Genomic DNA, 25,126 nt, shown 5'->3' with positions numbered 1-25,126 from the left:
GATTAAGCAGATTTTTTTGTCACAGATTAGAAGATTTCAAAAGATTTTTTTTAATCATTTTAATCCTTTAATCTGTGGCTAATATTTTTTTGTCAAATAAAAAATTCGTGAATTCGTGGCTAATATTTCATCTCAAAACTTCATGCATTGCCTTTGCCTTCAATAAACATTCTTCGTATTCTTTTTCAGGATCAGATTGCGATGTAATGGCACTTCCTACTGAAAATGAAACGTATTGATTTTCCTGATTGTACAAAATACTTCTGATTACAACATTAAAATCAAAATCACCATCCGGAGTAAAATATCCAACGGCTCCGCTATACAAACCACGTTTGGTTTCTTCCAGATTTTCGATGATTTTCATTACCGAAATTTTTGGTGCCCCCGTCATACTTCCCATTGGGAAAGTGGTTTTTAAAACATCAATTGGCGAATATTGCGGATCTAATTTTGAAGTTATGGTCGAAATCATTTGATGCACCTGCAAAAACGAATAAATCTTGCAAAGCTCCACAACTTCAACCGAACCTTTTTGCGCTGTATGCGATAAATCATTGCGAACCAAATCGGTAATCATGATATTTTCTGCACGTTCTTTTGCATCTGATTCCAGAAATTGTTTTGATTTTTCATCTTCAATAGGATCAGTAAATCGTTTTGAAGTTCCTTTAATAGGTTGAGAAATTAACTTATCGCCCACTTTTTTCAAATATCGTTCTGGCGATGCTGAAAGCAAATATTGTTTGTGGTTTTTAAAGAAAACAGAAAATGGCGCTTGCGAGATTTCATTCAGTTTCTGAAATTTATCTAACGGATTTATAATTGCATTTTCGGCGAAAAATTCCATACAAAAATTGGCTTCATACATATCCCCTGCGTGAATGTGATTCAGCATTTTTGTTACTTTTTCGATATAAAATTCTTTGTTGATTCTTTGTTCGATCTCTAAAGATTCCTGACTTTTATATTCTAATTTTTCACTTTTAACTATTTCCTCATAATCTTCTTCAACTTCATCATCACAAAGCAATAAATACTGAATTTCAAGCTGATTTTCTTCCAGTATAAATATTTTTTTTGGCTGAAAGAAAAACAAATCCGGAAAATCCAATCCGTCAAAATTTGTCGATTTTAAATCTTCAACATCATTCTTTAAATCGTATGTTAAGTATCCAAAAAGCCAGTCTTTTGTGGTTTGCTGATATTGTTTCAGGTCTTCAAAAGCATTATGAAAATCGGTTTTTAAAGACGTAAAAGCATCTACCGCCAACATACAATTAAAACTCGAATATTCTTGCGGATACGAATTGCTATCCAAAAAAACGACTTCGCGAAATTGCTGTGACCATACCAAAAGTTGCTGCTTAAACTGCTCTGGATTGGGAATATGTTTATGTATGGAAACTCTCAAAAAAGTATAAATTTTAGATTTCAAAATTACGACAAAAAAAATCCTTCAATAAAAGAATACTCAAAAATTATTGGCACACTTTTTAGTATATCGAATTAGCGCGCATTAACAAAATCATTCTTTTTTAACACAAAATCAATATTAATCAGATTCCAAACTTTATTTATTAATCAACTTTAAAAACTTTTATGAAAACAATTGCACAATTAGGCTTGACAACCTTGGTAATCATCGCATTACTATTTTCCTGTAAAAAAGCAGATAATACTTCTGCTGAAGCAACTGCAGATTACGCAACAACAGACAGCACGGCCGTTTCATCATCGGCAGCAGTCGAAAACAAAGACAGCAAACAGAAATTTATTCGAACGGCTGATATTAAATTCAAGGTTAAAAATGTCGTCAAATCTACTTATGCAATTGAAAACGCTGTTGCTAAATTTGGAGGTTTTGTTACTTACACCAATTTACAAAGCAACATTCATGATCAGATTAAAACAAAAATCAGCCAGGACAGTACACTCGAAACCACTAAATATTCTGTCGAAAATAATATTACGATTCGCGTACCCAACACGCAACTTGATACGGTTATAAAAAGCATTGCCAGACAAATTGATTTTCTGGATTTCAGAATCATTAAAGCCGATGATGTTTCGCTTAAATTATTAGCCAATCAGCTTTCACAAAAGAGAAGCACCTTAAACGAAAAAAGGGTTGAAAAAGCGATTGATGAAAAAGGCAGGAAAATAAATGATATTATGGATGCGGAAAATACTTTGGCTAACCAAAAAAAAGCCAATGATAACCGAACAATTGATAATTTATCATTACAGGATCAGGTTAATTTTAGCACGGTTACTTTACAGCTTTATCAAAACGAAACTATCAAACAGGAAATTTCTGCAAGTGAAAAAGACAGTAATGCCTACAAACCTAATTTAGGTATTCAGAGTATTGATGCTCTTAAAAATGGCTGGTATATTCTGGAAGCGATTTTTGTCTTCTTCTTAAATCTTTGGCCGTTTATATTAATCTGTTTGGGAGGTTTTTTTCTTTATAGAAAATATATCATAAAACAATAAAACTGTTAATTAAACGACAATTTAATAAGAAAAAATTCATTATATTTGATATAGGATTAAATTAATCCCAAAATAGGATTGTATTGATTATAAAATTCTCAATAAAACTGGCCGAAAAACAGATTTTTATTTATTAGGGAATTTTAATTTGTAATGTTTATCAGCAAAATAAATTATATTTTTTAACCTATCTTAAATCCTAGTATTATGAAAATTGCAACCATTATTATCCGCGTCCTGATTGGTCTTTTATTACTTTTTGCTTCAATCAGTTATTTTTTCCATTTAATGCCGGAACCAGAAACTACAGGAAATTTTAAAGCCTTTAATGTTGGTTTAATGGCTTCAACTTATCTAATGCCTTTGGCTAAATCAATTGAATTGCTTTGCGGAATTGCATTTGTAACCGGACGTTATGTAACATTAGCAAATATTTTGATCTTACCAATAACGGTAAACATTTTGTTTATCAATTATTTTCTGGCTCCCGAAGGTTTGCCAATTGCAGCACTATTGTTCCTTGCTAATTTATTTTTAATCTACAGATACTGGGATAATTACAGAAGTGTTTTTAAAGCATAATTTAATTTTACTCAAACATAAAAAAACCCGGCACTTACAATGTCGGGTTTTGTTTTTAATTCCTATCCTGTTTTATGGATCAATTCTAAAACTTATGAGGATCGAAAAAAAATGAATCAAAGGCGATTTTTACCGCAGAGATCGCTAAGTTTTTTTTACTCTTAGCTTTTATAAAAAGGCATCCCGAAGCCTCGGGACGCAAAGCTTTGTATTGATTTAGCTTTGCGAACTTTTTGATTTTCAAAGGTATTCTTAGATTAAAATCTTTGTGTTCTTTGCGGTAAAAATAATTTAGCGTTGACCCTGTTTTACCCAAACCAGTTCAGAAGTGTCGTAACCAATTTCCTGAGCTTTTCTAAGGTAATCTAATTTGATGTTTTTCGGTATCGAAGTTTCTCGCGAAAGTACCCACATATATTTGAGGCTTTCACCTGCAACAAGCGCATATTTATAATCCGGATCTATTGCAACTACATTATAACCAGAATAAAAAGGACCAAAAAATGAGACCTTAAGCATACCAACGTTGTCCTTTTTGACGAACTTGGCTTTCCCGATGCTTTCTTCCCATTTGTCTTTTTTGACATTATAGCCCTTATTATCAACTTTTATAGTGCCATCTTCGTTTAGCGAATATTCGGCAGTTACGTTGTTTAAGTCTTTCTCCCATTTATAATCTAATCTGGCAATTTCATACCATTTTCCCAAATACGTTGCTTTATCAAAATTGGTGACAGCAACAGCTTTTTCTGGAATTTTAGATTTGCAGGAATATAGTAAAAGTGCAATTCCTGCTCCTAATAAAACTGGAGTTATATATCTATTTTTCATGATGTTGTCTTTTTTATAATTATAAAGATAACATCAGAATTACACATCTAATTTACAAAATTTTTCTTCAGGTTTATATTTTTTTAGGTATTAAAATTTGATATAAAATGAAAAAACCGTCAGAAATTAATTCTGACGGGTTTAAAATATGACTTTACGTTAAATTACACGTGTATCGCTCTATTTTCAGTTGCTGCCAATGCTGCTTCTTTTACCGCTTCCGCGAAAGTTGGATGCGCGTGGCTCATTCTTGAAATATCTTCAGCAGAAGCTTTAAATTCCATTGCAGTAACCGCCTCAGCAATTAAATCTGCTGTACGTGCTCCAATCATGTGAACTCCTAAAACTTCATCTGTTTTCTCGTCAGCAAGAATTTTTACAAATCCGTCTAAGTCAGCACTTGCTCTTGCACGTCCTAACGCTTTGAAAGGGAAACTTCCAGATTTATATGCAATTCCTTCTGCTTTTAATTGCTCTTCTGTTTTTCCAACAGCAGCAACTTCCGGCCATGTATAAACTACACCAGGAATTAAGTTATAATCGATATGTGGTTTTTGACCCGCTAAGATTTCAGCAACCATAGTTCCTTCTTCTTCCGCTTTGTGCGCTAGCATCGCACCGCGAACAACATCTCCAATTGCATAGATATTAGGAACATTTGTTTGTAAATGGTCGTTTACTTCTACTTGTCCTCTGTCTGAGATTTTAACTCCTGCTTTGTCAGCGTTTAATCCGTCTGTATATGGACGACGACCAACTGAAACTAATGAATAATCTCCTTCAAGAGTAATTGTTTCTCCTTTTGCATTTTCAGCCTGAACAACTACAGCATCGCCATTTCTTTCTACTGATTTTACTTTGTGAGAAACGTAGAATTTCATTCCTTGTTTTTTCAATACTTTAGTCAATTCTTTAGACAAAGAACTGTCCATTCCCGGAATAATTCTGTCCATGAATTCTACTACTGAAACCTGAGCACCAAGACGTAAGTAAACTTGTCCAAGCTCGATTCCGATAACTCCACCACCAATAATTACTAAGTGTTTTGGAACTTCTTTCAATTCTAAAGCCTCTGTAGAAGTGATGATTCTTTCTTTATCAATTTTGATGAATGGTAAAGAAGATGGTTTTGAACCTGTAGCAATTACAGTATATTTTGCTTCGATAGTTTCAGATGTTCCGTCAGCTTTTGCAACTGCAATGTGCGTTGCGTCTACAAAAGAACCTAAACCAGTGAAAACAGTAATTTTATTTTTGTCCATTAAGTAGTTGATTCCACCTACGGTTTGATCTACAACTGCTTGTTTGCGGGCAATCATTTTCTCTAAATTGATTTTTACTTCTCCCGAAACCTCGATTCCGTGATCTGCAAAATGAGCAATTTCTGCATAATGATGAGAAGAAGATAATAATGCTTTTGAAGGGATACAACCTACGTTAAGGCAGGTTCCGCCAAGGGAGTTATACTTTTCTACAATTGCTGTTTTGAAACCTAATTGTGCGCAACGAATTGCTGATACATATCCGCCCGGTCCTGAACCTATAATGACTACGTCAAATGAACTCATAGTTTGTTAATTTTATTTTTAGCGATACAAAATTAAGGAATAAAGTTTTGTTTAAAGTTTAAATCTCAATGTTTTTTGTGTGAAATTTTGGGGTGGAGGTTTTAGCCACGAAGGCACTAAGACGCAAAGTTTTTTAATTTTAATTTAATAGTAAAGTTCGCTAAGAGTTTTGGAAGGATCGCTAAGTTTTTCTTTTTTAATCTCGCAAAGTCGCAGAGTCGCAAAGTTTTTGCGATAACTGAATTGAATAGCATCCAGCTTTAGCTGGATGTAAAAAACAGGTAAGGATAAAAGGCTTTAGCCAAACTTTATCATTTGGCTAAAGCCTTTTCCTTCTCAAACCTAAAATCTCCAGCTAAAGCTGGAGGCAATTCAAAATAAAAAACCTAAAACCTTATCGACTAAAAATCTTAGTGAATTAAAAAAACTTTGTCACTTTGTACATCTGAGCCTTTATTCCTAAACTCAGAACATCAGCAACTTAGAACCTTAGTCCCTTCTTTAAAAAATCACCGTGGAATTCTTTACTTCGCTAATCATAAACATACTTTGTGTACTGCCAATGTGTTGCAGCGAAGTCAGTTTCGTTACCAAAAATTCTCTGTAGGCTTCCATATCTTTTACCAATACTTTGAGAATGTAATCGTAATCGCCGCTTACGTGATGGCATTCTAATACTTCGTTGAGTTTGATGACTTCGCTTTCGAATTTGGTTAGGAATTCTTTGGTGTGCTGAATGAGTTTTAGATGACAGAACACTACAAATCCTTTATCTATTTTGGTTTTATCTACCAATGCGACGTAGTTTTTGATGATGCCTTCGCGCTCTAATTTTTTAATTCGTTCGTAAACTGCTGTTACTGAAAGATTCAATTTTAATGATAATTCTTTAGTCGTTTTTTTACTATCTGTTTGTAATAAAACGAGGAGCTTTTTATCAGTGGCATCTAAAGTCATATTTATAGTTTTTGTTTTGTTGCAGATGAAATAAAATCTATTGATTTGAAAATATTTAAACAAAATTAGATTAATAATCTTTAATAATTAATTTATGTAGTTTTAAAATCTAATTATTAAATACATGGTTGATTAATTTTCTATTAAAACGTTATTTTGAATAGAATTTCTTTTAAAAACGAGTGTCCTAGCCCAGATTGAAGTGGAAAGCCCGGAGTAAAAAAGGCAAAAGTTTCTTGGGCTAAAAAAGCGACCGGAGGAAGCTCTTTTTAGAACATTAGAAACTTTGCCTTTTTTATGAGGACTTGAAACGGAAAGCTGGAATAGCTTCAAATTAAATTCCAAATTCCAATGGCAATTGCAATATCAAAAATCAATTGCAATAACAAACTATAAACAACAAACTATAAACAACAAACTATAAATAAAAAAACTAAAACATATGAAAGACTTTAATCCAGCAGATAAAATTCAGGATTTGCAATACTTTGGGGAATTTGGGGGTGTAAATCCGTCGATTTCTGATTCATCTACTTATACGTTTTTATCGGCCAAAACGATGTTCGATACTTTTGAAGGAAATATGGAAGGCTGCTATTTGTATTCGCGCCATTCTTCGCCAAGTAATTTGTATCTCGATCAGGCTTTGGCAGCGATGGAAGGTACAGAAACGGCAAATGTTTCGGCATCCGGAATGGGAGCCATTACACCTACGCTATTGCAGCTTTGCGGCGCTGGCGACCATATTGTTTCAAGCCGAACGATTTATGGCGGAACCTATGCTTTTTTGAAGAATTTCACACCTCGTTTTGGAATTGAAACGAGCTTTGTAGACATTACAAAACTGGATATTGTTGAAGCTGCAATTACACCTAAAACGAAAGTTTTGTATTGTGAAACAGTAAGTAATCCGTTATTGGAAGTGGCTGATATTACGGGTTTGGCTAAAATTGCAAAAAAGCATAATTTGAAATTGGTGGTTGACAATACGTTTTCACCTTTGTCTGTTTCGCCTGCAAAATTGGGTGCCGATATCGTAATTCATAGCTTGACAAAATACATTAACGGTAGCAGCGATACAGTTGGCGGTGTGACTTGCGCCTCTAAAGATTTTATTAATTCGCTGAAAAATGTAAACTCCGGAGCGAGTATGCTTTTAGGGCCAACAATGGATAGTTTGCGATCTGCAAGTGTAATGAAAAATCTGCGAACGCTTCATATTAGAATCAAACAACACAGTCATAATGCTCATTTTCTGGCGGATCAATTTGAAGCTGACGGTTTAAAAACGGTTTATCCGGGATTGAAAAGTCACCCGAGTCATGAATTGTACAAAACGATGATTAATCCGGAATATGGTTTTGGGGGAATGATGACGATTGATGTTGGAACTTTGGAAAAAGCCAATGAATTAATGGAATTGATGCAAGCCAGAAACTTGGGATATCTGGCGGTAAGTTTAGGATTTTATAAAACATTATTCAGCGCGCCGGGAACCTCAACTTCTAGTGAAATTCCGCTGGAAGAACAACACGAAATGGGATTGACGGATGGCTTGATTCGTTTCTCGATTGGTTTGGATAATGATATTCAGCGTACTTATGAGATGATGAAGGAATGTATGGTGGAATTAGGAATTTTGAAACACGAATTTCACTAATTTTCACTAATTATTGCGCAAAGAGTTTTCGCAGAGAATCGCTAAGTTAGTTCACGCAGATTTAAAAGGATCTAAGCAGATCTGCGCAGATTTATTTATTGCGATTCGCTAAAAAAAAAATCTATTTTAATCTGCTTAAATCTGCAAAATCTGCGTGAAATAAAATCATATTAATCGTTTTAATCTGTAGCAAAATAAAAAAGCCGTTCTGAAATCGATCAGAACGGCTTTTGCTTTAATTTTGTTCAAAATGTCTAAAAGATTGCCAATATTTATCTTTGTAAATCTCATAACTTATTTCAAAAGTCTGGCTGTATTTTTTGATTAAGGCGTCTACAACTTTTGGTGGTTTTCTAAATTCTTTACAAGCAAAAAAGATTTCTCTTTTATTGTTTGCTGTTTCTCTTCCAATATTTAGATATCCATCAGAATCAGGCAGGCTAAACATTATTTCTTCTTCAATTTCATCTAATAATTTATACGTCACATCATCAGGCAAACCTGTTTCGTCTGTTTTTTCAAATGGAATTGCAACAATAAAAATCCAGGGATGAGATGCTTTTTTATCCCACTCTAAAACCGTTGTATTGATTATTGCTAAAATAACTCCACGCTCTTGGCTTTTTCCTTCAAAAGTTGCGTAACCATCATTTTCCGTATTATGTCTTGTCCCTTCATATTTTTCGACAAACTCCTTTTCTCTCCAAATTAGATAATCTTTTAATTTTTCGATTGGTATTAATTCTTGAGAAATATCATTTGTGCCTACCACTTTCATATTATCTATTAGAGTAACAGAGTGCAATTCTCCTAAGTAATTATCCAAAAAAATATAAACACCATTTGTTACAGCTGCTTTTTTATCTTCTTCAAAATAATCGTAAACAATTGTCAAATCAATTTCGTCCGGATAGTCGTTATGAATATTAGGATAAAATTTTAAATTGCCTTTATCAAAATTAAAATTCTCATAAGTTATACCAACATCATTAATATCTGATGCAGATTTAAGAGCCGTAAACTTCCAGCCTTCAATTTTTGGGGCCGCATTGACCAACTCTTCTATCACATAAATATTTTTAATCGCTCCGTCTGGCGTTAGTATCAACTCTGCGGTTTGATTATCAAACATTCCGGTCAAAAAATAAAAACCATCATGAATTTCATCTAATTTTGGTGCAATTTTATCTAAAAACCCTTTGTGTATATTGTTTCCGTCCTGAACAATTTTGAAAAACTCTTTTTCATGTTTTAAAAACCAATTCCAAAAATCACTATACGATTCTATTGGAGCATCTTTTTTGCCCCATACATTTTTCAGGAAACTCATATCTGTTTAAAAAAATTAAATTAAAATTTACAAGCTGCAAACTTAAGAAAAAGACTATAGGAAATAAGAATATATTTTTATAAAAAACAAAATAAAAAAGCCATTCTGATCAATCTCAGAACGGCTTTTCATTTATAATTATAAATCAAACTTATAACTTCTCTACGAAGTTTAGTTTACTATTTTTTCTACTATAAGTAAAATAAATAAACAACCCGATTAGTAACCAAACCGTGAAGTAAATCCAGTTCCAAACACTTAATTCGGCCATCATATAAAGGCAGCAGATTAATCCTAAAAGCGGAATTAAAGACAAGTTTTTTCTGAATGCCCAAACGGCTAATCCAACCAAAACAAAAAGGAAAATCCACATTGGGATTTTGTGTTTGAATAAGCTGAAACCTGATTCGTATTTTAATGAATCATTAATTGGCAAACCTTTTACAACTTCTGCATATTTGGCTTCGTCGTCTTGGTATTGGCTTAATAAATGCTCTAAATCTGAGGTTTCGGCAGTTTTATTTTTAACATCGATGCTTTCTAAATAATTGAAAACTTTCGCAGATTCTTCTTTGTCTAATGACGTAATTATTGTTGTTGCGTCGTTTGTTTGTGATTCATTATTGATAAAAGCCATTGTAGCTTTATTATTGAAAGCAAAAGCATAATACAATCCCGCAATCATTAAAACAGGCATAATAAATTTTGAATTTACATATGGCGTTTTGAATTTTCCTCTTGGAATTTCAGGTTTGTTTTGTAAAACCAAAACTCCGGCGCAAACTAATACAAAGGCAAATAAAGTCCCTATACTGCATAAATCTGTTACCATTGTCAAATTCAAAAACAAGGCTGGAATTGCCACCACAAAACCCGTTACAATTGTCGCAAAAGATGGTGTTTTGAATTTTGGGTGCACTGTAGAAAATTTCTTTGGTAATAAACCATCACGGCTCATACTCATCCAGATACGCGGCTGTCCCATTTGAAAAACCAATAAAACGCTCGCCATGGCAATTACAGCACTTACTGCAATAATTCCAGACATCCATTTTAGGTCTAACTTGTCGAATACAAACGCTAGAGGATCTCCAACATTTAATTCATTATAACGCACCATTCCGGTTAAAACCAAGGCAATGGCTATATATAATATTGTACAAATGATAATTGCCCACATCATTCCGCGTGGTAAATCACGTTGTGGATTTTTACATTCTTCTGCAGTTGTCGAAATCGCATCAAAACCAATATAAGCAAAGAAAACTGCTGACACTCCTTTTAAAACTCCGCTAACTCCATTTGGTGCAAACGGATCCCAATTGGCTGTATCTACATAAAATACCCCAACTGCAATAACTAAAAGAACAATGCAAAGTTTTACAACAACCATGACATTACTCGCATTACGAGATTCTTTCATTCCACGGTAAACTAAGGCTGTAATTAAAATAATGATAAACAAAGCTGGCAAATCAGCCACAAAATGAAAAGAACCAATTGTTGGCGCTGTTGTCCAGGCTGTATACGCGGCTTGCAAAGAAGCACTTAAATTTTCGAAAGATTTTCCGCCCTGCATTAAAGCTGTGGCATCTTTAAATCCGTTTGAAGCAGTTAGATAATCCATCTGAATCCATTGCGGGAGATGAATTCCGCCACTCTGGAGCAGTCCCGTAAAATAATCACTCCACGATATGGCGACTGTTATGTTTCCTACGGCATATTCCATAATTAAAGCCCAACCAATTATCCAGGCGATAATTTCTCCAAAAGCAACATACGAATACGTATAAGCACTTCCGGAAACGGGAACCATCGAGGCAAATTCGGCGTAAGCAAAAGCGGCAAAACTACATGCAAGAGCTGTAAATAAAAACAAGAAAATAACAGCTGGTCCGCCATCTGCACTGGCTTTTCCGATCGTACTAAAAATTCCTGCACCAACGATTGCTGCAATTCCAAATGCAGTTAAATCTCTGGTCGTCAAATGCTTTCCAAGCGCATTATGACCGTCTGCTTCGTTTTTTGCAACTTGTTTCAGAATATCTTGTACCGTCTTTTTTCGGAATAAACCTGATAATGCCATATTGTATTTTCTAGTTTAAAATTAATTTCTTTCGGACTTTATGCTTTTATTTTGCAAATAATGCAAAAATTATCCTGATTTCAAATATATAAAACGATTTTGTTTTGTGTGTACTTTTTGTGGTGAATTATTTTGACCGCGGATGACACGGATTAAACAGATTTACACAGGTTTTATTTTTTCCTATCAATTCCAGAATTATTTTTTCACGCAGATTTAAAATAATTTAAGCAAATGCGCGCAGATTTTATTCATAGCTAAATCAAAATTAAATCTGCTAAAATCTGCCAAATCTGCGTGAAACAAAAAAATCCGCGCTTATCGTTTTCACGAAGTGAATCAGTGTCATCCGCGTGCCATCTCTCAACGCAAACAGCTTCTCAAAATACTTACCGGATGCTGTGCTTCACGTTTTGTTCCGTCATAAATTTGGTGGCGGCAACTAGTTCCTGCGGCGGCGATTTTGACGTTTTCGGCGGTGGCACGTACTTTTGGGAAAAGCGTGTCTTCGCCCATTTGCATACTTACCTGATAGTGTTCTTTTTCGTAACCAAAAGATCCTGCCATTCCGCAACAGCCTGAATTGTAAATGGTAACTGTATTGTTTTTTGGCAAATTAAGCATTGCAAAAGTTGCTTCAACCGAACTCAATGATTTTTGATGGCAATGTCCGTGAATCTTGATTTCTTTCTTTTCTTCCGAAAATGAATCTGGCGTAATTTTACCGTCGATAATTTCTTTTTTAAAGAATTCTTCGATCGTAAAAGCATTTCGGGATAACTTCTCTGCTTCTTCTTTATCATCTGCCAAACGAAGATATTCATCACGGAAAGTTAAAATGGCCGAAGGTTCAAGACCAACTAAAGGTGCATTACCTAAAACCAAATCTTTAAAAATATTGACATTGTGATTTGCTATTTTTTTTGCTTCCTCTAAAAAACCTTTAGATAAATACGCTCTTCCGCTTTCTTCATGGTCGATAACCAGAACCTGATAACCTAATTTAGTTAATAATTCGAAAGCATCTATTCCGATATTTACATCATAATAATTGGTAAATTCATCTACAAATAAATACAATCTTCCGTTTGGAAAATCCGTAACTGTAGGTTTATGATTTTCATGCCATTTTCTGAACGTTTTTTTTGCCAAAAGCGGAACTTGTCTTTCCGGCGCGATTCCCATACTTTTTTTTACAAAAGATTGATTCGAAATAAAATTGGTGATTGACGGAAACAAACTTCCCATTTTATTCAATTTTGCGTTGTGTGCAAAAATCTTATTGCGGGTCGAGAATCCGTTTGCTTTTTGGTATTGGTATAAAAATTCGGCTTTTAAAGTCGCAACGTCTACATTACTCGGACATTCGCTGGCACAGGCTTTACAGCTCACGCACAACTCAAAAACTTCGTATAATTCTTTCTGGTCAAATTTATTTTCCTTTTCCGAATATGTCAAATATTCACGTAACGCATTGGCTCTCGCACGCGTGGTTTCTTTTTCATTTTTGGTCGCACGATAACTCGGACACATTGCTCCTCCTGCCGATGGTAATTTTCGGCAATCACCGGAACCATTGCATTTTTCGGCAGCACGTAAAATTCCTAAACTGTCTGAGAAATCCTGAAACGTTTTAATATCCGGTTCTACCCTGCCCGAAACCACACGATGGTTTTCGTCCATCTTTAAAGCGTTCACAATCTTCCCAATATTTAAAACCGAATTAGGGTCAAATGCTAATTTGATTCTTTTCAGCAGTTCATAATTCGTCTCGCCAATCATGAACGGAATAAACTCTCCGCGCACAATTCCGTCGCCGTGTTCACCGCTTAGAGAACCTCTGTATTTTTTTACCAAAATCGCCACATCGGTCGCGATGGTTCTAAAGAGCTTAAGATCTGATGTTTTCTTTAAATTCAAAACCGGACGCAAATGCAGTTCTCCCGCTCCGGCATGCGCATAATAAATCGCACCTTGTCCGTGACGTAACATCATGGCTGAAAACTCGGCAATATAAGCTGGCAAATCGCTTAACTCTACCGCAGTATCTTCAATAGAATCGGCTGCTTTGTCGTCTCCAACAATACTTCCTAAAAGTCCGAGTCCGGCTTTTCTAAGTTCGTTTACTTTTTCAATATCGGCACCGTAAATTTTTACGAGCGCGTAACCAAAATTATTTTTCTCTAAATCGGCAACTAAAGCATTCGCCTGATTTTCGGCATCTTCCGCATCGTGCGAAGCCACTTCAAACATCATAATCGCTTTGGGTTCTCCTTGCAAAAAGAATCGGTTTTTAATGTGTTCGCGATTCGTTTTGGTACAATCCAAAATCGTGTCGTCGATCATTTCACAAGTGTACAAATGATGTTTCATTGCCACCACAACAGATTCCAGCGATTCCTGAATGCTGTGATAATGCGCCACCACCATAATATTATTCGCGGGCGGCAAATCGTCAACTTTTAAAGTAATTTCATAAGTAAAGGCCAAAGTTCCTTCGCTTCCGCAAAGTAATTTTCCCAGATTTATAGTTGGTTCTGTTCCGCCAAACAAATCCGATTTCAGTAAAATATCAACGGCATAACCCGTATTTCTTCTGTGAATTTCGGGTTTCGGAAACTCTTTTATAATTTCATCCTGCGTTGCTTTTACCGAAAGTTCGTCGTAAAGGCTTTTGTATATTTTATTTTCTAAAGTATCTCCTTTGGTTTTTTCGATAAATTTCGCCGAAGTCAGCTCGTTAAAAACTACTTCAGAGCCATCACTCAAAATCCCTTTGATTTCTACAATTTTATCGCGCGTTACGCCATAGCGAATTGACGTTGTTCCTGAAGAATTATTGCCTACCATTCCGCCAATCATACAGCGGTTTGAAGTCGAAGTATTCGGACCGAAAAATACGCCATGAGGTTTCAGAAACAAATTCAGTTCGTCGCGAATCACGCCTGGCTGAACCGTAACTGTTTTTTTAATCGGGTCAAAATTCAGAATTTTGGTAAAATTCTTAGAAACATCCACCACAATTCCGTCGCCAACCGTTTGTCCGGCAAGCGAAGTCCCGGCGGTCCTTGGCGTAATAGAAATATTGTGCTGCGCCGCAAACCGGATCAGTTTACTAATATCTGCTATCGTTTTAGGCACCGCAACCGCTTTTGGTTTAATCCGGTACACCGAAGCATCGGTCGAATAAAGCGTTTTATGAAGATCATCGTATAAAAGTGTTCCTTCCAACGACACTGATAATTGTTCTAAATCCTTAAGTATTGACATTTATTTATTACCTGAAAATGAATTACAAAAATAGTTTTTTTTTAGGTTCTAAGAGGCTAAGTTGCTAAGGTTCTAAGTTTTTTTGTGATTGGCTTATAAAATTGGGATTTTGGACGGGAGCGCTATGTTTTAATTATTGATTACAATCTATTTAATATTCATTTACCTATTCTACTCTTTCAAACTTTTTAGATAATGGTTCGATAATTTCTTTTTCAAATAATTTCACTTTTTTATATTTTTCAAAAGAAAACCATCCAAAATAATCACTTGATCTGCTATTTATATAATAAAGATAAAAACTTGTAATTTCATCGCTCCCCATATTCCATAAACGTAAATCATAAACTGTTTTATTGCTTTCTTCTGTGATTTGTATTGTAACTAATGTTTTTGTAAATCCATTATCATCAATAGTATCTTTATAGGATAGATAATTAGAATTGCTACATATTGTTGTTAACTCTTTTCGTAAATTCTTTTCGGTTGTTTTAAAGTCATATGCTTCAATCCTTTTAGGTCCGCCTGCACCGTAAGAAAAAAGTAGTGCAAAACCAACCCAGTATAATACAACAATACTAATCGACGTAAAACTCAAAATAGCCAACCATTTTATAACTTTCATTCTAATTTTTCATATTTATATTTCTTTGATAATGGTTCGATAATTTCTTTTTCAAATAATTTTATGTTTTTATATTTTTCGATTGAAAACCATCCAAAATCATCATCGATTTTGCCATTAATTGAGATTAAATTGTAACTTGTATATAAATCCCCACCTTCAGCATCTTTTATTATAAATGAATCCTTCTCTATTTTAATAATAATTAATTTTTGTTTATATCCTCCTCCCAAATCACTTATAGAATCTTTACAGCTTATACTTGATTTTTTATTACAAATCGAAAATATTTCATTTTTAATAATACTTGTACTTATTTCAAATTGATAGTTATTTATCCTGCCTTGACCTCCTGCTCCATAAGAATACAGAATAGCAAAACCGACCCAATATAATACAACAATACTAAGTGCTGTACAGCCTAAAATAGTCAACCATTTTATAATTTTCATTCTAATTTTTTATATTTCTTTGATAATGGTTCGATAATTTCTTTTTCAAATAATTTTACTTTTTTATGCTTTTCAAAAGAAAACCAGCCGAAATCATCTTCGCTTTTTCCGTTGATGTAATACAAGAAAAATGTAGCATGTAAATTTTTATCATCTAATTTTTCATTCAATGTTAGAAAATAAACTAATTTTTCTCCTTCTTTTGTTATTTGAATTGTGTTTGCGTTTCCTGTATTTTCATTTTGATAATATACCGAATCTTTATATGAAAGATGTGAAGATTTATCACATATCATTTTGAACTCTTTTTTTAAGTTAGAGGTTGTCGTTTTAAATTCATATTCTTTTATTTCATCTGAACCGCTTGGATCTGGACGATGAAAATAAAGATAAGTTAAACCGAATATTATTAAATTATATAGAATACAAAGCGAAACAAGAATTATTAATAAATACTTTAATATTTTTTTCATTTAGTTTAGTTTAAATTTTTCACCATCTCCATTAACAGGATTAATAATATCGTCAATTGTAAGATTTATATAATTATCAATTTTAGCTAATAATTTTTGTTGTTGAACTGTTAATATAGAAATCCCTTTGGCAATTTTATTTCGTATTATTCCAGTAAATAAAACGTTTATTTTTTTTGCCCTTGTGTTAGTTTCTTTTGAAATGGGATTTTTAGTATAAGGATCGATTTCTTTTTTAATATACAAATCCATTATTTTTCTAGCTCCTCGTACTAATTGAATGTCAGCCTCAATAGTTATAGAAGCTATAAATGCACCATACGCGCCTTTGGCATTAACTTTATCATATCCTCTATCGTGTGCCCGAGCTGCTGCATCTGCCAAATCTTGTGGCTCTCGACTGTAATCATCAAGAAATTTTTCACCAATACTTTCAAAACCTGAATTCTTAATAGGATTACTAGGTCCTATATAAATACTACCCATCATATTTAGCTTAAAGTCGTCAAAATCTAACGACAGATATTTTCCCGTATTAATCATGGTTAGAGTTCCTATATTTCCATAAAAATTGCTGTTTTTTCCGCCTTGCCATAAAGTATAATTTTCATAACCGCTACTCCATTTATAGCTTTCGGTTGTTTTACTTTGGCTGTAAACCCAAAATCTTTGTTTTATTTTTTTCCACATTTCAGGAGTATAGTTTGGTGACGTAAATAAATCAGTAACTCTGCCTGTTTTGTCTTTTATTACGATTCTGTCTCCACCTCCGGCAACATCTACTTTACCTAAATTAAAGTAAGATTCAGGAGTTAAATCATCATAGTCAAAATCGATTTTTTCAATTTGGGAGATATCATACAGAAGTGAATTAAAATCCCCCTCAGCATCCCCCTGAAACAAATACAATCTAAATTTAGGATCATTAATTTGTTTCCAGTCATTATGCCAAAGATTTAGACCATTTCCATAATCCATTAAAAAGTCTGTTTTGCCTTCTTCTGTTTTATTTTTAAAGGGATGCTCCAAACCAAAAATTCCATGTCCTAATTCATGGCTTGCAATTCTATTGTCACCACTTGCAAAAACATATCCAAACTGTCCTTTTAATGCCATAAATCCTTTAATAGCCGGATTACTTGCAGGCAAATCAGAATAAATTAAATAATAAGAATCTGATTTATAGTTACCGGATTTTTTTATTAAATTATTGATCGTTTGTTCTTCATTTGTGTAAGTTTCAAAAAAATCACTGTCTCCCACTTCTATTTTTCCGTCAGCATCTGTATAATTAATTTTTTCAAATCTTGTAATATTCATTTTTATACCTGCTTTTTTATAAACAGCACTGATCTCATTTTCTGCATTTGGCGGAATCTGAGTTTCTTTATTTAAAGGCACTAAAACCAAATTTACTTCCTTCGCCGAAATATGAACCAGCATAAAAGCACCAATCACTTTCCATCTTTCACCTTGCTGAATCACGGCTAATATTTGCTCCTCTGCATAACTTTGGTTTCCTTTTACAGTAAGTATAAATGTTTTTTCATTTCTGGTAAAGGACACATTCGCTCCGTTTTGGGTTTTAAAAACAATTTTGTCCGGTTTTACAATCGTATCGGTAATAGTTACCGTGGCTACAACTGTATCAGTATCTCCATTTAAAACTGCTTTGTAAGGCAATGCAGTATCATCTACTTTTTTATATAACTTTTGTATTGTGGCTGCTGCGTTATTTGGCATCACATCAAAGGCATATTTACTTCCATTTCCTGAAAAAGCAATTGTAACTCCTTGTGCCGTAAAAGCTGTTGCCTGGCCACTTTTGTCAACGCCATCAGTATTCTCGGGAGTTGGTTTTCCTCCGGGCGCAGGTTCTGTACCCTGACTGCTTCCGTTTCCTTTGCTGTCTACCCCGTATACTTTTCCTGTGCTATCAGTGATTACAGTATCTTTTCCTCCCGGAATTGTTACCTGTTCACCATTTTTACCATTGACTACAATATCGCCATTGGCGTTGATAACGATGTTTTTTATTTCAAACTTGACCGTTTCTTCAATTTGCCCTCCCCGGCCTTCGCCTGTAAAGTCTTCAATATCGGTAACATTCTTCCAATCCGGATTATAACTGGTTTCAACCACACCGCTAATCAATTGATAATCTGTATTGATTAGAATATTATTGAACTCAACGGCAATTTTAGTATCCGCCAAATAAGGCACTATTATATAACCTTTTCCCGAATAAGGACTATGTTGCTCCTGCAGTTCCAAAACAGTTACCGGAAAATCTCCTGCAGTAAATGTTTCGCTCTGAATTAAATTAGTCAGCGGTTTTTGATTTTGAATATTGATTTTCGGAACAATACCACAGTTATAACTGGCGATTCCGTTTTCTTTTTTCGGAATTTTAAAAGTGTTCGTATTAGAATAATTAAAACTCTGCACACCATCACCTTCTAAAGTACAAGTTGAACCTACTTTAAATTCATAGGTTGTTTCAGGTTCTAAATTGGTCAGCAAAGCCTGATTGTTTTGGCTATAAGTAGAGAACCACTCAAAGACTTTCTCTTTTTCCTTACCTTTTTTATTGGTTTCTACGATTGCTTTTTTCCGGTATTGAACCTGATATTTGGTGTGATCCGGCAATCCCTGCCAATTTATTTTTACACTTGTTGGAGAGACAATTTCTGAGAGGGCAAATGTTGGCGGATCACACTTTTGAGTATATTTAAAAGAATAAATCTCACTATATCCGTCATTTTTAAAAACCGCATTTTCTGAAAGTCCCGTGGTGGATATTGCCCTTACACGCCATGCATAACGCATTCCCGGAATAAGAATTGGCCTATTTAAATTGTATAATAAAGCAGTTCCAAAAAGTGTTTCTTCATATAAAATGGGAGACATTTGAAATGCAAACTGTGGGTCTAATGTTGGATCTAATAATTGTTTTAATTCGAACTTATACGAAATATTGGTAGCGTTCTTCTGGCGTGGTGTCCAGGTAAACATGATATTAGGGAAGTCGCTCGAGGCGATCTGCTCGTTTTTCTGTGGCGTATTTAAAAGCGGAGGATCATTTAAAATCAAATATAAGCTCGCACAGCTTTTTTGCGATATTTTTTGATTGGTGATAAAATCATACATTTCAAAACAAAAACTATACATGCCTTCGGGTAATCCATTGGCGTATTGGAGCGCGGTAATTCCCTGCAGGTTTTCGAGTCTGAATAAGGTAAAAATATCCGTATTGGTTAAAGTCTGCAATTCTCCTCCATTAATAAATATTGGCGGCTGTCCCTGCATGTAATCACTACTTTGAATATTGATCCCGTTTCCCTGAATATAAAGTTTCAATCGTACCCGTCGCTGTGATATCGAAATGTCGGTTGGATTGATCATTAACCGCAATTTGGTGTCTGTACTTGTGGCGTAATCTGATAGTTTGACACTATATGGACTATTAAAAACAGGTGTTAACTGAACCGGAAATAATTGGGCTGTACTATCTAAACTACAGAAAAACAAGGCTATAAAAAAGAATAATGGCGTGAACAGTTTCATTAAAATGAGGCGTTTATAAAGCCTCGAATTTAAAACTGTGAAAAGCCAAAAGAATTAACCAAAAGACACAAGTGTATCAGAATGCGACTTATTTTATTTGGAGTTCTTAATTAAAAATTGCCTGTGTAAAATCTTTATTTTTAATTAGAAGCTGTTTCCTGCTGTCCGTTTCAATCTTTTGTTTTTTAAAGAAAAAAACAAAAGGATTTCCACTTCTATCAGGGCTAGGGCACTTGGTTTCATAAAAACTTCTATTTCATTCATAAAAGTATTATTATATTAGCTTACAAATTGAAAAACCATATCTTATTTATATTATTTTTCTTACTTAATGTTGTTTTTTACTACATTTACAATTCTTAAACTACAACATTAAGAGCGAAATAAGATTTGCCCTTGTATTATGTGTGCGGTATCGGAAACGACCGTAGACGCTGTTGTAGGCGTTAGAAACACTAATTTACAAGGGTTTTTTATCTCTAAAACTACAACAATATGAGTACGAACACCCTTTCAGAAGAAGCCGAAAAAAGGCTAATTCATTTTTTTAACGACACCATAGATCCCGAAGAAATGTCCAAAGCAATAAGGAAACTAAATTATGTAATTACCTTAGGAATTCTGCGCCAAGACCCAACTCTTCAAAACGAACTAATCAATTTAGAAAACAGCTTTTTTTGGCTGAATGAATTAGCCGAAGTTTTAAATCCTTATTTGAATTTGGAATAAGTTTTTTTTAGAATTTTATATAAATGGAAAAACCTCGATTTTCAAAAATCGAGGTTTTTTTATTTAATTTCTTTGTTGATTATTGGAACGGATACGAAGTCGGGAGATTTCACTGCGAAAAATAACTTATAACTATATTTTTAAACCTTAAATTTACTATTGTATGATTACAATTTCTTCTTTTTTGAACCAACCAAATTCTATTGCGCTTTTTGAAACTATTTCAGGATTGTCGGTGTAAGCTACGATTGCTAAACTTTCTTTTGCTCTACTACAAGCTACATAGAAAAGTCTTCTTGTTCTATCATTAGCGGTTTCTTTTCCCTCTTCTATATTTTTTCTATCTGTTGGACTTAGATCTTTAGAACCAAATAATTTATCATAACTAAACAAGAAACCTTTCGATTCTTCATCATCTAAAATAACCATTACTCTCTCATATTCTAATCCTTTTACACCTTGATGAGTTCCAAATTTAGAATCTTCAGATATATAATCATTATAATGTTTTATTTGAGAAAAAGAATTAGCTAAAGCAAGATCCCATGCGTCAATTACATCATCACTAACTTCGTCTTCAACTTCAATATTTTCTAATTTATTGGCCTCGAGTAAATCAGATTTTGTTCTTTTAGCAATTGTAAGTAAGCTATCAGGTAAGGGGAATAATTCCGTTTTATATACATTTTTAATTACATCAATTAGAAGAGGATCTGCATTATCATCCCACAAAACCAATAAATCTAATAAAGCCATATTTGCTTTTCTTATATTTTCTATTTGTTGTGCATTTTTAAGAATTTCATTTTTATTTAGATAGGCGGAATATTTTTTGACGATTCGAGCTATAGCAAATTTATCCCCTACTTCATTTGCATTAACTATAGGTAAAATTATTTTTGTGAAGAAATTAGCTCCTGCTAATGTTCCATCGAGTACTCCTGTTGATAATTTATCTTCTTTGTATAAGGGCTCGAAAAATTCTAAAAATCCCATTCTTCTTGCAGCCATATGATGTTCAAGAATCAGTGTTTTTATATTTGCATTATTTATGTCATTATTCCATAAAAAATCACCCGTGATTTCAGACATTCTTTGAGATACATTAACTTCAGTTTTTTGTTTATCTAGACCTCTCTTACAAATAAAAAGTCTCACGAAGCCTTCTTCCTTTTCATTTCTCGGTTCTTGTTTTTGTTTATCAACGGATTGTCTAATACTATTAATTAATGAAATTATTCTTTTATTAGATCGATGGTTCATTTTTTTTACTGGTTTAATCCAATCTTTCGGCAATTCTAGTTCAAGGTTTTCTTTTCCATCGACATATATTCTTTGCATAGTATCACCAAATAAACCTAATGAGAAAGATTCCTTTTTATTTTTTTGTAGTTCAAAAAATGCATTTATAAGATCTTTTTTAGTATCCTGACTCTCATCAATTAAAACTATTGGAAATTTACAAACTAATAAATCCTGCATTAATGGTTTATTCTGTATGAAATTAGCAGCAATACTTATAACTTCGGAATGATTTAATGAATCTTTAGAAATATTATCTCCATTAGGATTATATGTAAATTGTTGAATATTATTTAAATTATCAAGTCTTTTGTTTTTTGACTCAATTTTCCTTGTTCTATCTATTGATGTTTTATTTAATAAATTTTTACTTTTGCTTTGTTCTTCTTCTAACTTATAAATTTCATTAGCTAAATTATTTTTCAACCATAATTTTATATCATGATTAAAGTTCTTAATTAATTCCCACGCATAACTATGAATTGTAGTTACAGTAAAAATTGGGTCATATTTTAATCTGTGAATTATTTCGTCACAAGCCGCGTTTGTATATGTGATAATTGCTACCTTTTTTCTGTTTAATCTCAATTGTTTTCCATATTCAGTTTTAAAATCGGTTAAGACTTTTACAAGAGATCTTGTTTTACCTGATCCCGCACCAGCAAAGAGAAAAAAGCTTTTAGGATTTTCAAGTTTCAAACAGTTATATATCTCTGTATCTACATGATCATCAGTGTTATGATTAGATTTTTCTGCGCTCATTTTTTTTATTTTATACTGTTAAACCATCTTTTTTACCTACTAATTTGGTTTCAAGCCAATCTAATCCTTGTTTTATATATTCTGGCGTTATTAAGTCGTTTGGTTCTTGAAAATATAAAAGTTCTAAAGCAAATTCTGCTTTTTTTGCTCCTTTTTCAGTAATTACCTCATACATTTTTTTAGCAGAGACATTAATATCTTCTATTTTTGATGCATCAATCATTTTTGCTAAAAGTCCAGTCGCTTTTGATATTTTTTCAAAAATTAATTTATTTTCCATTACTAATGAATCTTCAAAAGTATATGGATATACTTCAACATCCATTTTTCCATTATTAATTTGCAATGGAATTTGGTATGCGACTTTAATTGGATAAATCGTATGTTCCTTTTCTGTAGAACTCAATTTAAATAAATCATCAAGTTCAGTTTTTATAGGAAACCATTTTTTTAAAGTATCATTACCTGTTTTATATTTTTTTGCTTTTTCAGGTAGAGTTTTTGCATTATTTCTAGATGGATCGACAGAATCCAAGTCAGTAATTATTAGAGTTAGTATTCCTAAATTTTCAATAAGAGGTTTTAAAGTATGAGCATGGCTACCTCCTATTTCTAATATAGATATATAACATGATGTTAGATTTTTATGATTTTTATTTATGAAATGAGGAACTAGCATTCTTTCAACTGGTCCTTCCACAAGAATTACGGCATCAGCAAAGAATAAATCACTATGATTAGCTTTTAAATATCTAATAGCAAATTTGGTTGAGTCATCAGTTGTCCCAAAAGTCTCTGATAAATTTACTACTTCCGATAAATTTATTGATCCACTATTTCCTTTGATTCTTTTGAAATATCGTAATGAAGTAAAATTTATTTCATGAGCAATGTGATTGGAGTGAGTACTAATTAATAATTGGGTTTTAAAATTACCAATTTTCAAGTCTTTATGATTCCTAAGTACTTTATATGCCTCTTTTATAAAAACTTGCTGAACCTGTGCATGTAAATGTGCTTCTGGTTCTTCAATTAAAACCAAATGTAATGGTTCAAATTCTCCACTATTAACTACTGTACCAGTGTTATGATTCTTTCCCACTTGCATCCACTCATCTCGAAATCTAATTAATTTAAAAATCATAGATATTAAATTCTGATAACCTAAACCATTATATTTTTCAGGAAGAGTAAGATTTGGATTTTCAGTACATAAATTATATTGAACTGCAGAATCGTGATTTAAAGTGTCCACAGTATTAAATTTACTTGATAAATTAATTGTCGGATTACCAAATCCGGGATAATTAAGCATTTGCAATTCATCTAAAGAAGATTTGAAACTCTCTTGTAAATTATCTTCAAAAATCTGTTTAGCTTGTTGTATTGCATTTAAAGCTTTCAGATCGTCTGTTGTTGGATTTTCAGAAGGGTTTAAATGCCTATCATAGTATTCTCTTAATTGGCTTGATAAATTTTTAATGCTAGAGGTATCGTCTGCATCAGCATTTATGTCTGAAAAACCTCTTTGAGCATTTATAATATCAACTTTTATAAGTCCGCTTACTATATCCGTTTCTGTAGGTATATTATCTTTAAGAAGTTCTTGAGTTGAATCTTTTAATTCTGAATTCAATAAATAAGTTTTTATAGAAAATAATTTATTTAAATTGCCTTTTTTATCTAAAAAATCCCATAGATCATTTGGCCATAGCTTAAAATCATTTTCCTCATCACCAGTAATTGATTTTGAATTAGAATAAGAGAACATGAATTCTTCATATACTTGCTCAATATAATTTGGTTCAAACCGCAACCTAACTCCTAAAAAGCCACCATCCCAATCAAGGGTAGGTATTAGATTAATAACATGATGAATCTCATTTTGTTCTATATGAAACCATATGTCTAATGATGGTAAATTATCGGTCCATTTTTCTATTGTGAAATCTAATTTCGATAATTCAGGTTCACTAATCCATAAATTCCCAATTTCATTTATTTCTAACCAATTTGTTAATGTAAAATCTCTACTGGAAAATTTCTTTTTCTTTAAAAATCTAATTAATGCATCCATTGCAGTTGTCTTACCGCTATTGTTTGGTCCCACTAAAATTGTCTCTTCTTTAGAAAAATCAATTCTACACTTTTTTAATTTTCTAAAATTTTGGATATCAACACAATCTATATTCATGTTTGTTTGTTTTTATTAAGTAATTTAAATAAAGGAGATATAATCAATTACTTATGTTTTGATCTTATTATTTACTGTTTCTATTTGCTAATCTAGATATTCTTTAATCAATACTTTTACGGAAAACCATAATCTGCTAAACTTATTTTAAACAAGTGTAGCAATAAATAAAAATAAACAACCAAGTACAAATACCTGATTTTGTCCACAAAAAAAAGCCCAACCAAAACGGTCGAGCT

The 25,126-nt window shown here is 33.0% G+C and carries 17 protein-coding genes; 4 read left to right on the top strand and 13 right to left on the bottom strand.

The window, feature by feature from the left end; translation table 11 throughout:
• Positions 1 to 127: 127 nt before the first annotated feature.
• On the bottom strand, positions 128 to 1,414 hold the full coding sequence (locus tag BUE22_RS00755) for an anthranilate synthase component I family protein (protein WP_073394241.1): 1,287 nt from the start codon (positions 1,412 to 1,414) through the stop codon (positions 128 to 130).
• 188 nt (positions 1,415 to 1,602) lie between these two features.
• Between BUE22_RS00755 and BUE22_RS00750 the strand changes: the two genes are divergently transcribed.
• Entirely contained in the window at positions 1,603 to 2,499 is an 897-nt protein-coding gene (locus BUE22_RS00750; protein WP_073393003.1) for a DUF4349 domain-containing protein, read from the top strand.
• 207 nt (positions 2,500 to 2,706) lie between these two features.
• Positions 2,707 to 3,081, top strand: a complete 375-nt coding sequence (locus tag BUE22_RS00745) for a DoxX family membrane protein (RefSeq protein WP_073393000.1) — start codon at positions 2,707 to 2,709, stop codon at positions 3,079 to 3,081.
• Positions 3,082 to 3,372: 291 nt separating this feature from the next.
• Here the strand turns inward: BUE22_RS00745 and BUE22_RS00740 are convergent, their stop codons facing one another.
• From BUE22_RS00740 to BUE22_RS00730, 3 genes are all read right to left on the bottom strand, one after another.
• Positions 3,373 to 3,912: a lipocalin family protein gene (locus BUE22_RS00740; protein ID WP_073392998.1), complete on the bottom strand. Its 540-nt coding sequence runs from the start codon at positions 3,910 to 3,912 to the stop codon at positions 3,373 to 3,375.
• Positions 3,913 to 4,076: 164 nt separating this feature from the next.
• The gene (gene lpdA / locus BUE22_RS00735; protein ID WP_073392996.1) at positions 4,077 to 5,480 is read right to left on the bottom strand and encodes a dihydrolipoyl dehydrogenase; all 1,404 of its coding nucleotides are present in this window, start codon (positions 5,478 to 5,480) and stop codon (positions 4,077 to 4,079) included.
• A 501-nt stretch (positions 5,481 to 5,981) separates the two neighbouring features.
• Complete coding sequence (locus BUE22_RS00730; protein ID WP_042566586.1) at positions 5,982 to 6,437, bottom strand: Lrp/AsnC family transcriptional regulator; 456 nt, start codon at positions 6,435 to 6,437, stop codon at positions 5,982 to 5,984.
• A 442-nt stretch (positions 6,438 to 6,879) separates the two neighbouring features.
• Between BUE22_RS00730 and BUE22_RS00725 the strand changes: the two genes are divergently transcribed.
• Entirely contained in the window at positions 6,880 to 8,097 is a 1,218-nt protein-coding gene (locus tag BUE22_RS00725; protein ID WP_073392994.1) for an aminotransferase class I/II-fold pyridoxal phosphate-dependent enzyme, read from the top strand.
• Positions 8,098 to 8,332: 235 nt separating this feature from the next.
• Here the strand turns inward: BUE22_RS00725 and BUE22_RS00720 are convergent, their stop codons facing one another.
• The 7 genes from BUE22_RS00720 to BUE22_RS00690 all read right to left on the bottom strand — a co-directional run bounded on the left by BUE22_RS00720 (position 8,333) and on the right by BUE22_RS00690 (position 19,900).
• Positions 8,333 to 9,427: a DUF695 domain-containing protein gene (locus tag BUE22_RS00720; protein WP_073392991.1), complete on the bottom strand. Its 1,095-nt coding sequence runs from the start codon at positions 9,425 to 9,427 to the stop codon at positions 8,333 to 8,335.
• A 151-nt stretch (positions 9,428 to 9,578) separates the two neighbouring features.
• Positions 9,579 to 11,513 carry an amino acid permease gene (locus BUE22_RS00715; protein WP_073392988.1) on the bottom strand — a complete coding sequence of 645 codons (1,935 nt, stop codon included), beginning with the start codon at positions 11,511 to 11,513 and terminating at the stop codon, positions 9,579 to 9,581.
• 363 nt (positions 11,514 to 11,876) lie between these two features.
• Positions 11,877 to 14,783 (bottom strand): FAD-binding and (Fe-S)-binding domain-containing protein, encoded by a 2,907-nt coding sequence (locus tag BUE22_RS00710; protein WP_073392985.1) that lies wholly within the window; start codon positions 14,781 to 14,783, stop codon positions 11,877 to 11,879.
• Between the two features lie 166 nt (positions 14,784 to 14,949).
• On the bottom strand, positions 14,950 to 15,408 hold the full coding sequence (locus tag BUE22_RS00705; protein ID WP_073392982.1) for a hypothetical protein: 459 nt from the start codon (positions 15,406 to 15,408) through the stop codon (positions 14,950 to 14,952).
• A complete protein-coding gene (locus tag BUE22_RS00700; protein ID WP_073392979.1) occupies positions 15,405 to 15,860 on the bottom strand; it encodes a hypothetical protein in 456 nt (151 codons plus the stop codon). The genes BUE22_RS00705 and BUE22_RS00700 overlap by 4 nt, the downstream gene beginning before the upstream one ends.
• Positions 15,857 to 16,333: a hypothetical protein gene (locus BUE22_RS00695; protein ID WP_073392976.1), complete on the bottom strand. Its 477-nt coding sequence runs from the start codon at positions 16,331 to 16,333 to the stop codon at positions 15,857 to 15,859. Before BUE22_RS00695 ends, BUE22_RS00700 begins: the two co-directional genes overlap by 4 nt.
• The gene (locus tag BUE22_RS00690; protein WP_084540188.1) at positions 16,334 to 19,900 is read right to left on the bottom strand and encodes a fibronectin type III domain-containing protein; all 3,567 of its coding nucleotides are present in this window, start codon (positions 19,898 to 19,900) and stop codon (positions 16,334 to 16,336) included.
• Positions 19,901 to 20,395: 495 nt separating this feature from the next.
• Here BUE22_RS00690 and BUE22_RS00685 point away from each other — a divergent pair, with 495 nt between their 5' ends.
• Entirely contained in the window at positions 20,396 to 20,629 is a 234-nt protein-coding gene (locus tag BUE22_RS00685; RefSeq protein ID WP_073392970.1) for a hypothetical protein, read from the top strand.
• A gap of 156 nt (positions 20,630 to 20,785) precedes the next feature.
• On the opposite strand, the gene BUE22_RS00680 is transcribed toward BUE22_RS00685, so the two are convergent.
• Both BUE22_RS00680 and BUE22_RS00675 read right to left on the bottom strand, forming a co-directional pair.
• Positions 20,786 to 22,693, bottom strand: a complete 1,908-nt coding sequence (locus tag BUE22_RS00680) for a UvrD-helicase domain-containing protein (RefSeq protein WP_073392966.1) — start codon at positions 22,691 to 22,693, stop codon at positions 20,786 to 20,788.
• 10 nt (positions 22,694 to 22,703) lie between these two features.
• Entirely contained in the window at positions 22,704 to 24,887 is a 2,184-nt protein-coding gene (locus tag BUE22_RS00675) for an ATP-dependent nuclease (RefSeq protein WP_073392965.1), read from the bottom strand.
• Between the last annotated feature and the right edge of the window lie 239 nt (positions 24,888 to 25,126).

The organism is Flavobacterium pectinovorum, assembly GCF_900142715.1.
GTDB lineage: Bacteria > Bacteroidota > Bacteroidia > Flavobacteriales > Flavobacteriaceae > Flavobacterium > Flavobacterium pectinovorum.
Note: the sequence above shows the minus strand (reverse complement) of the source record. Positions and strands in the feature narration are given on the sequence as shown.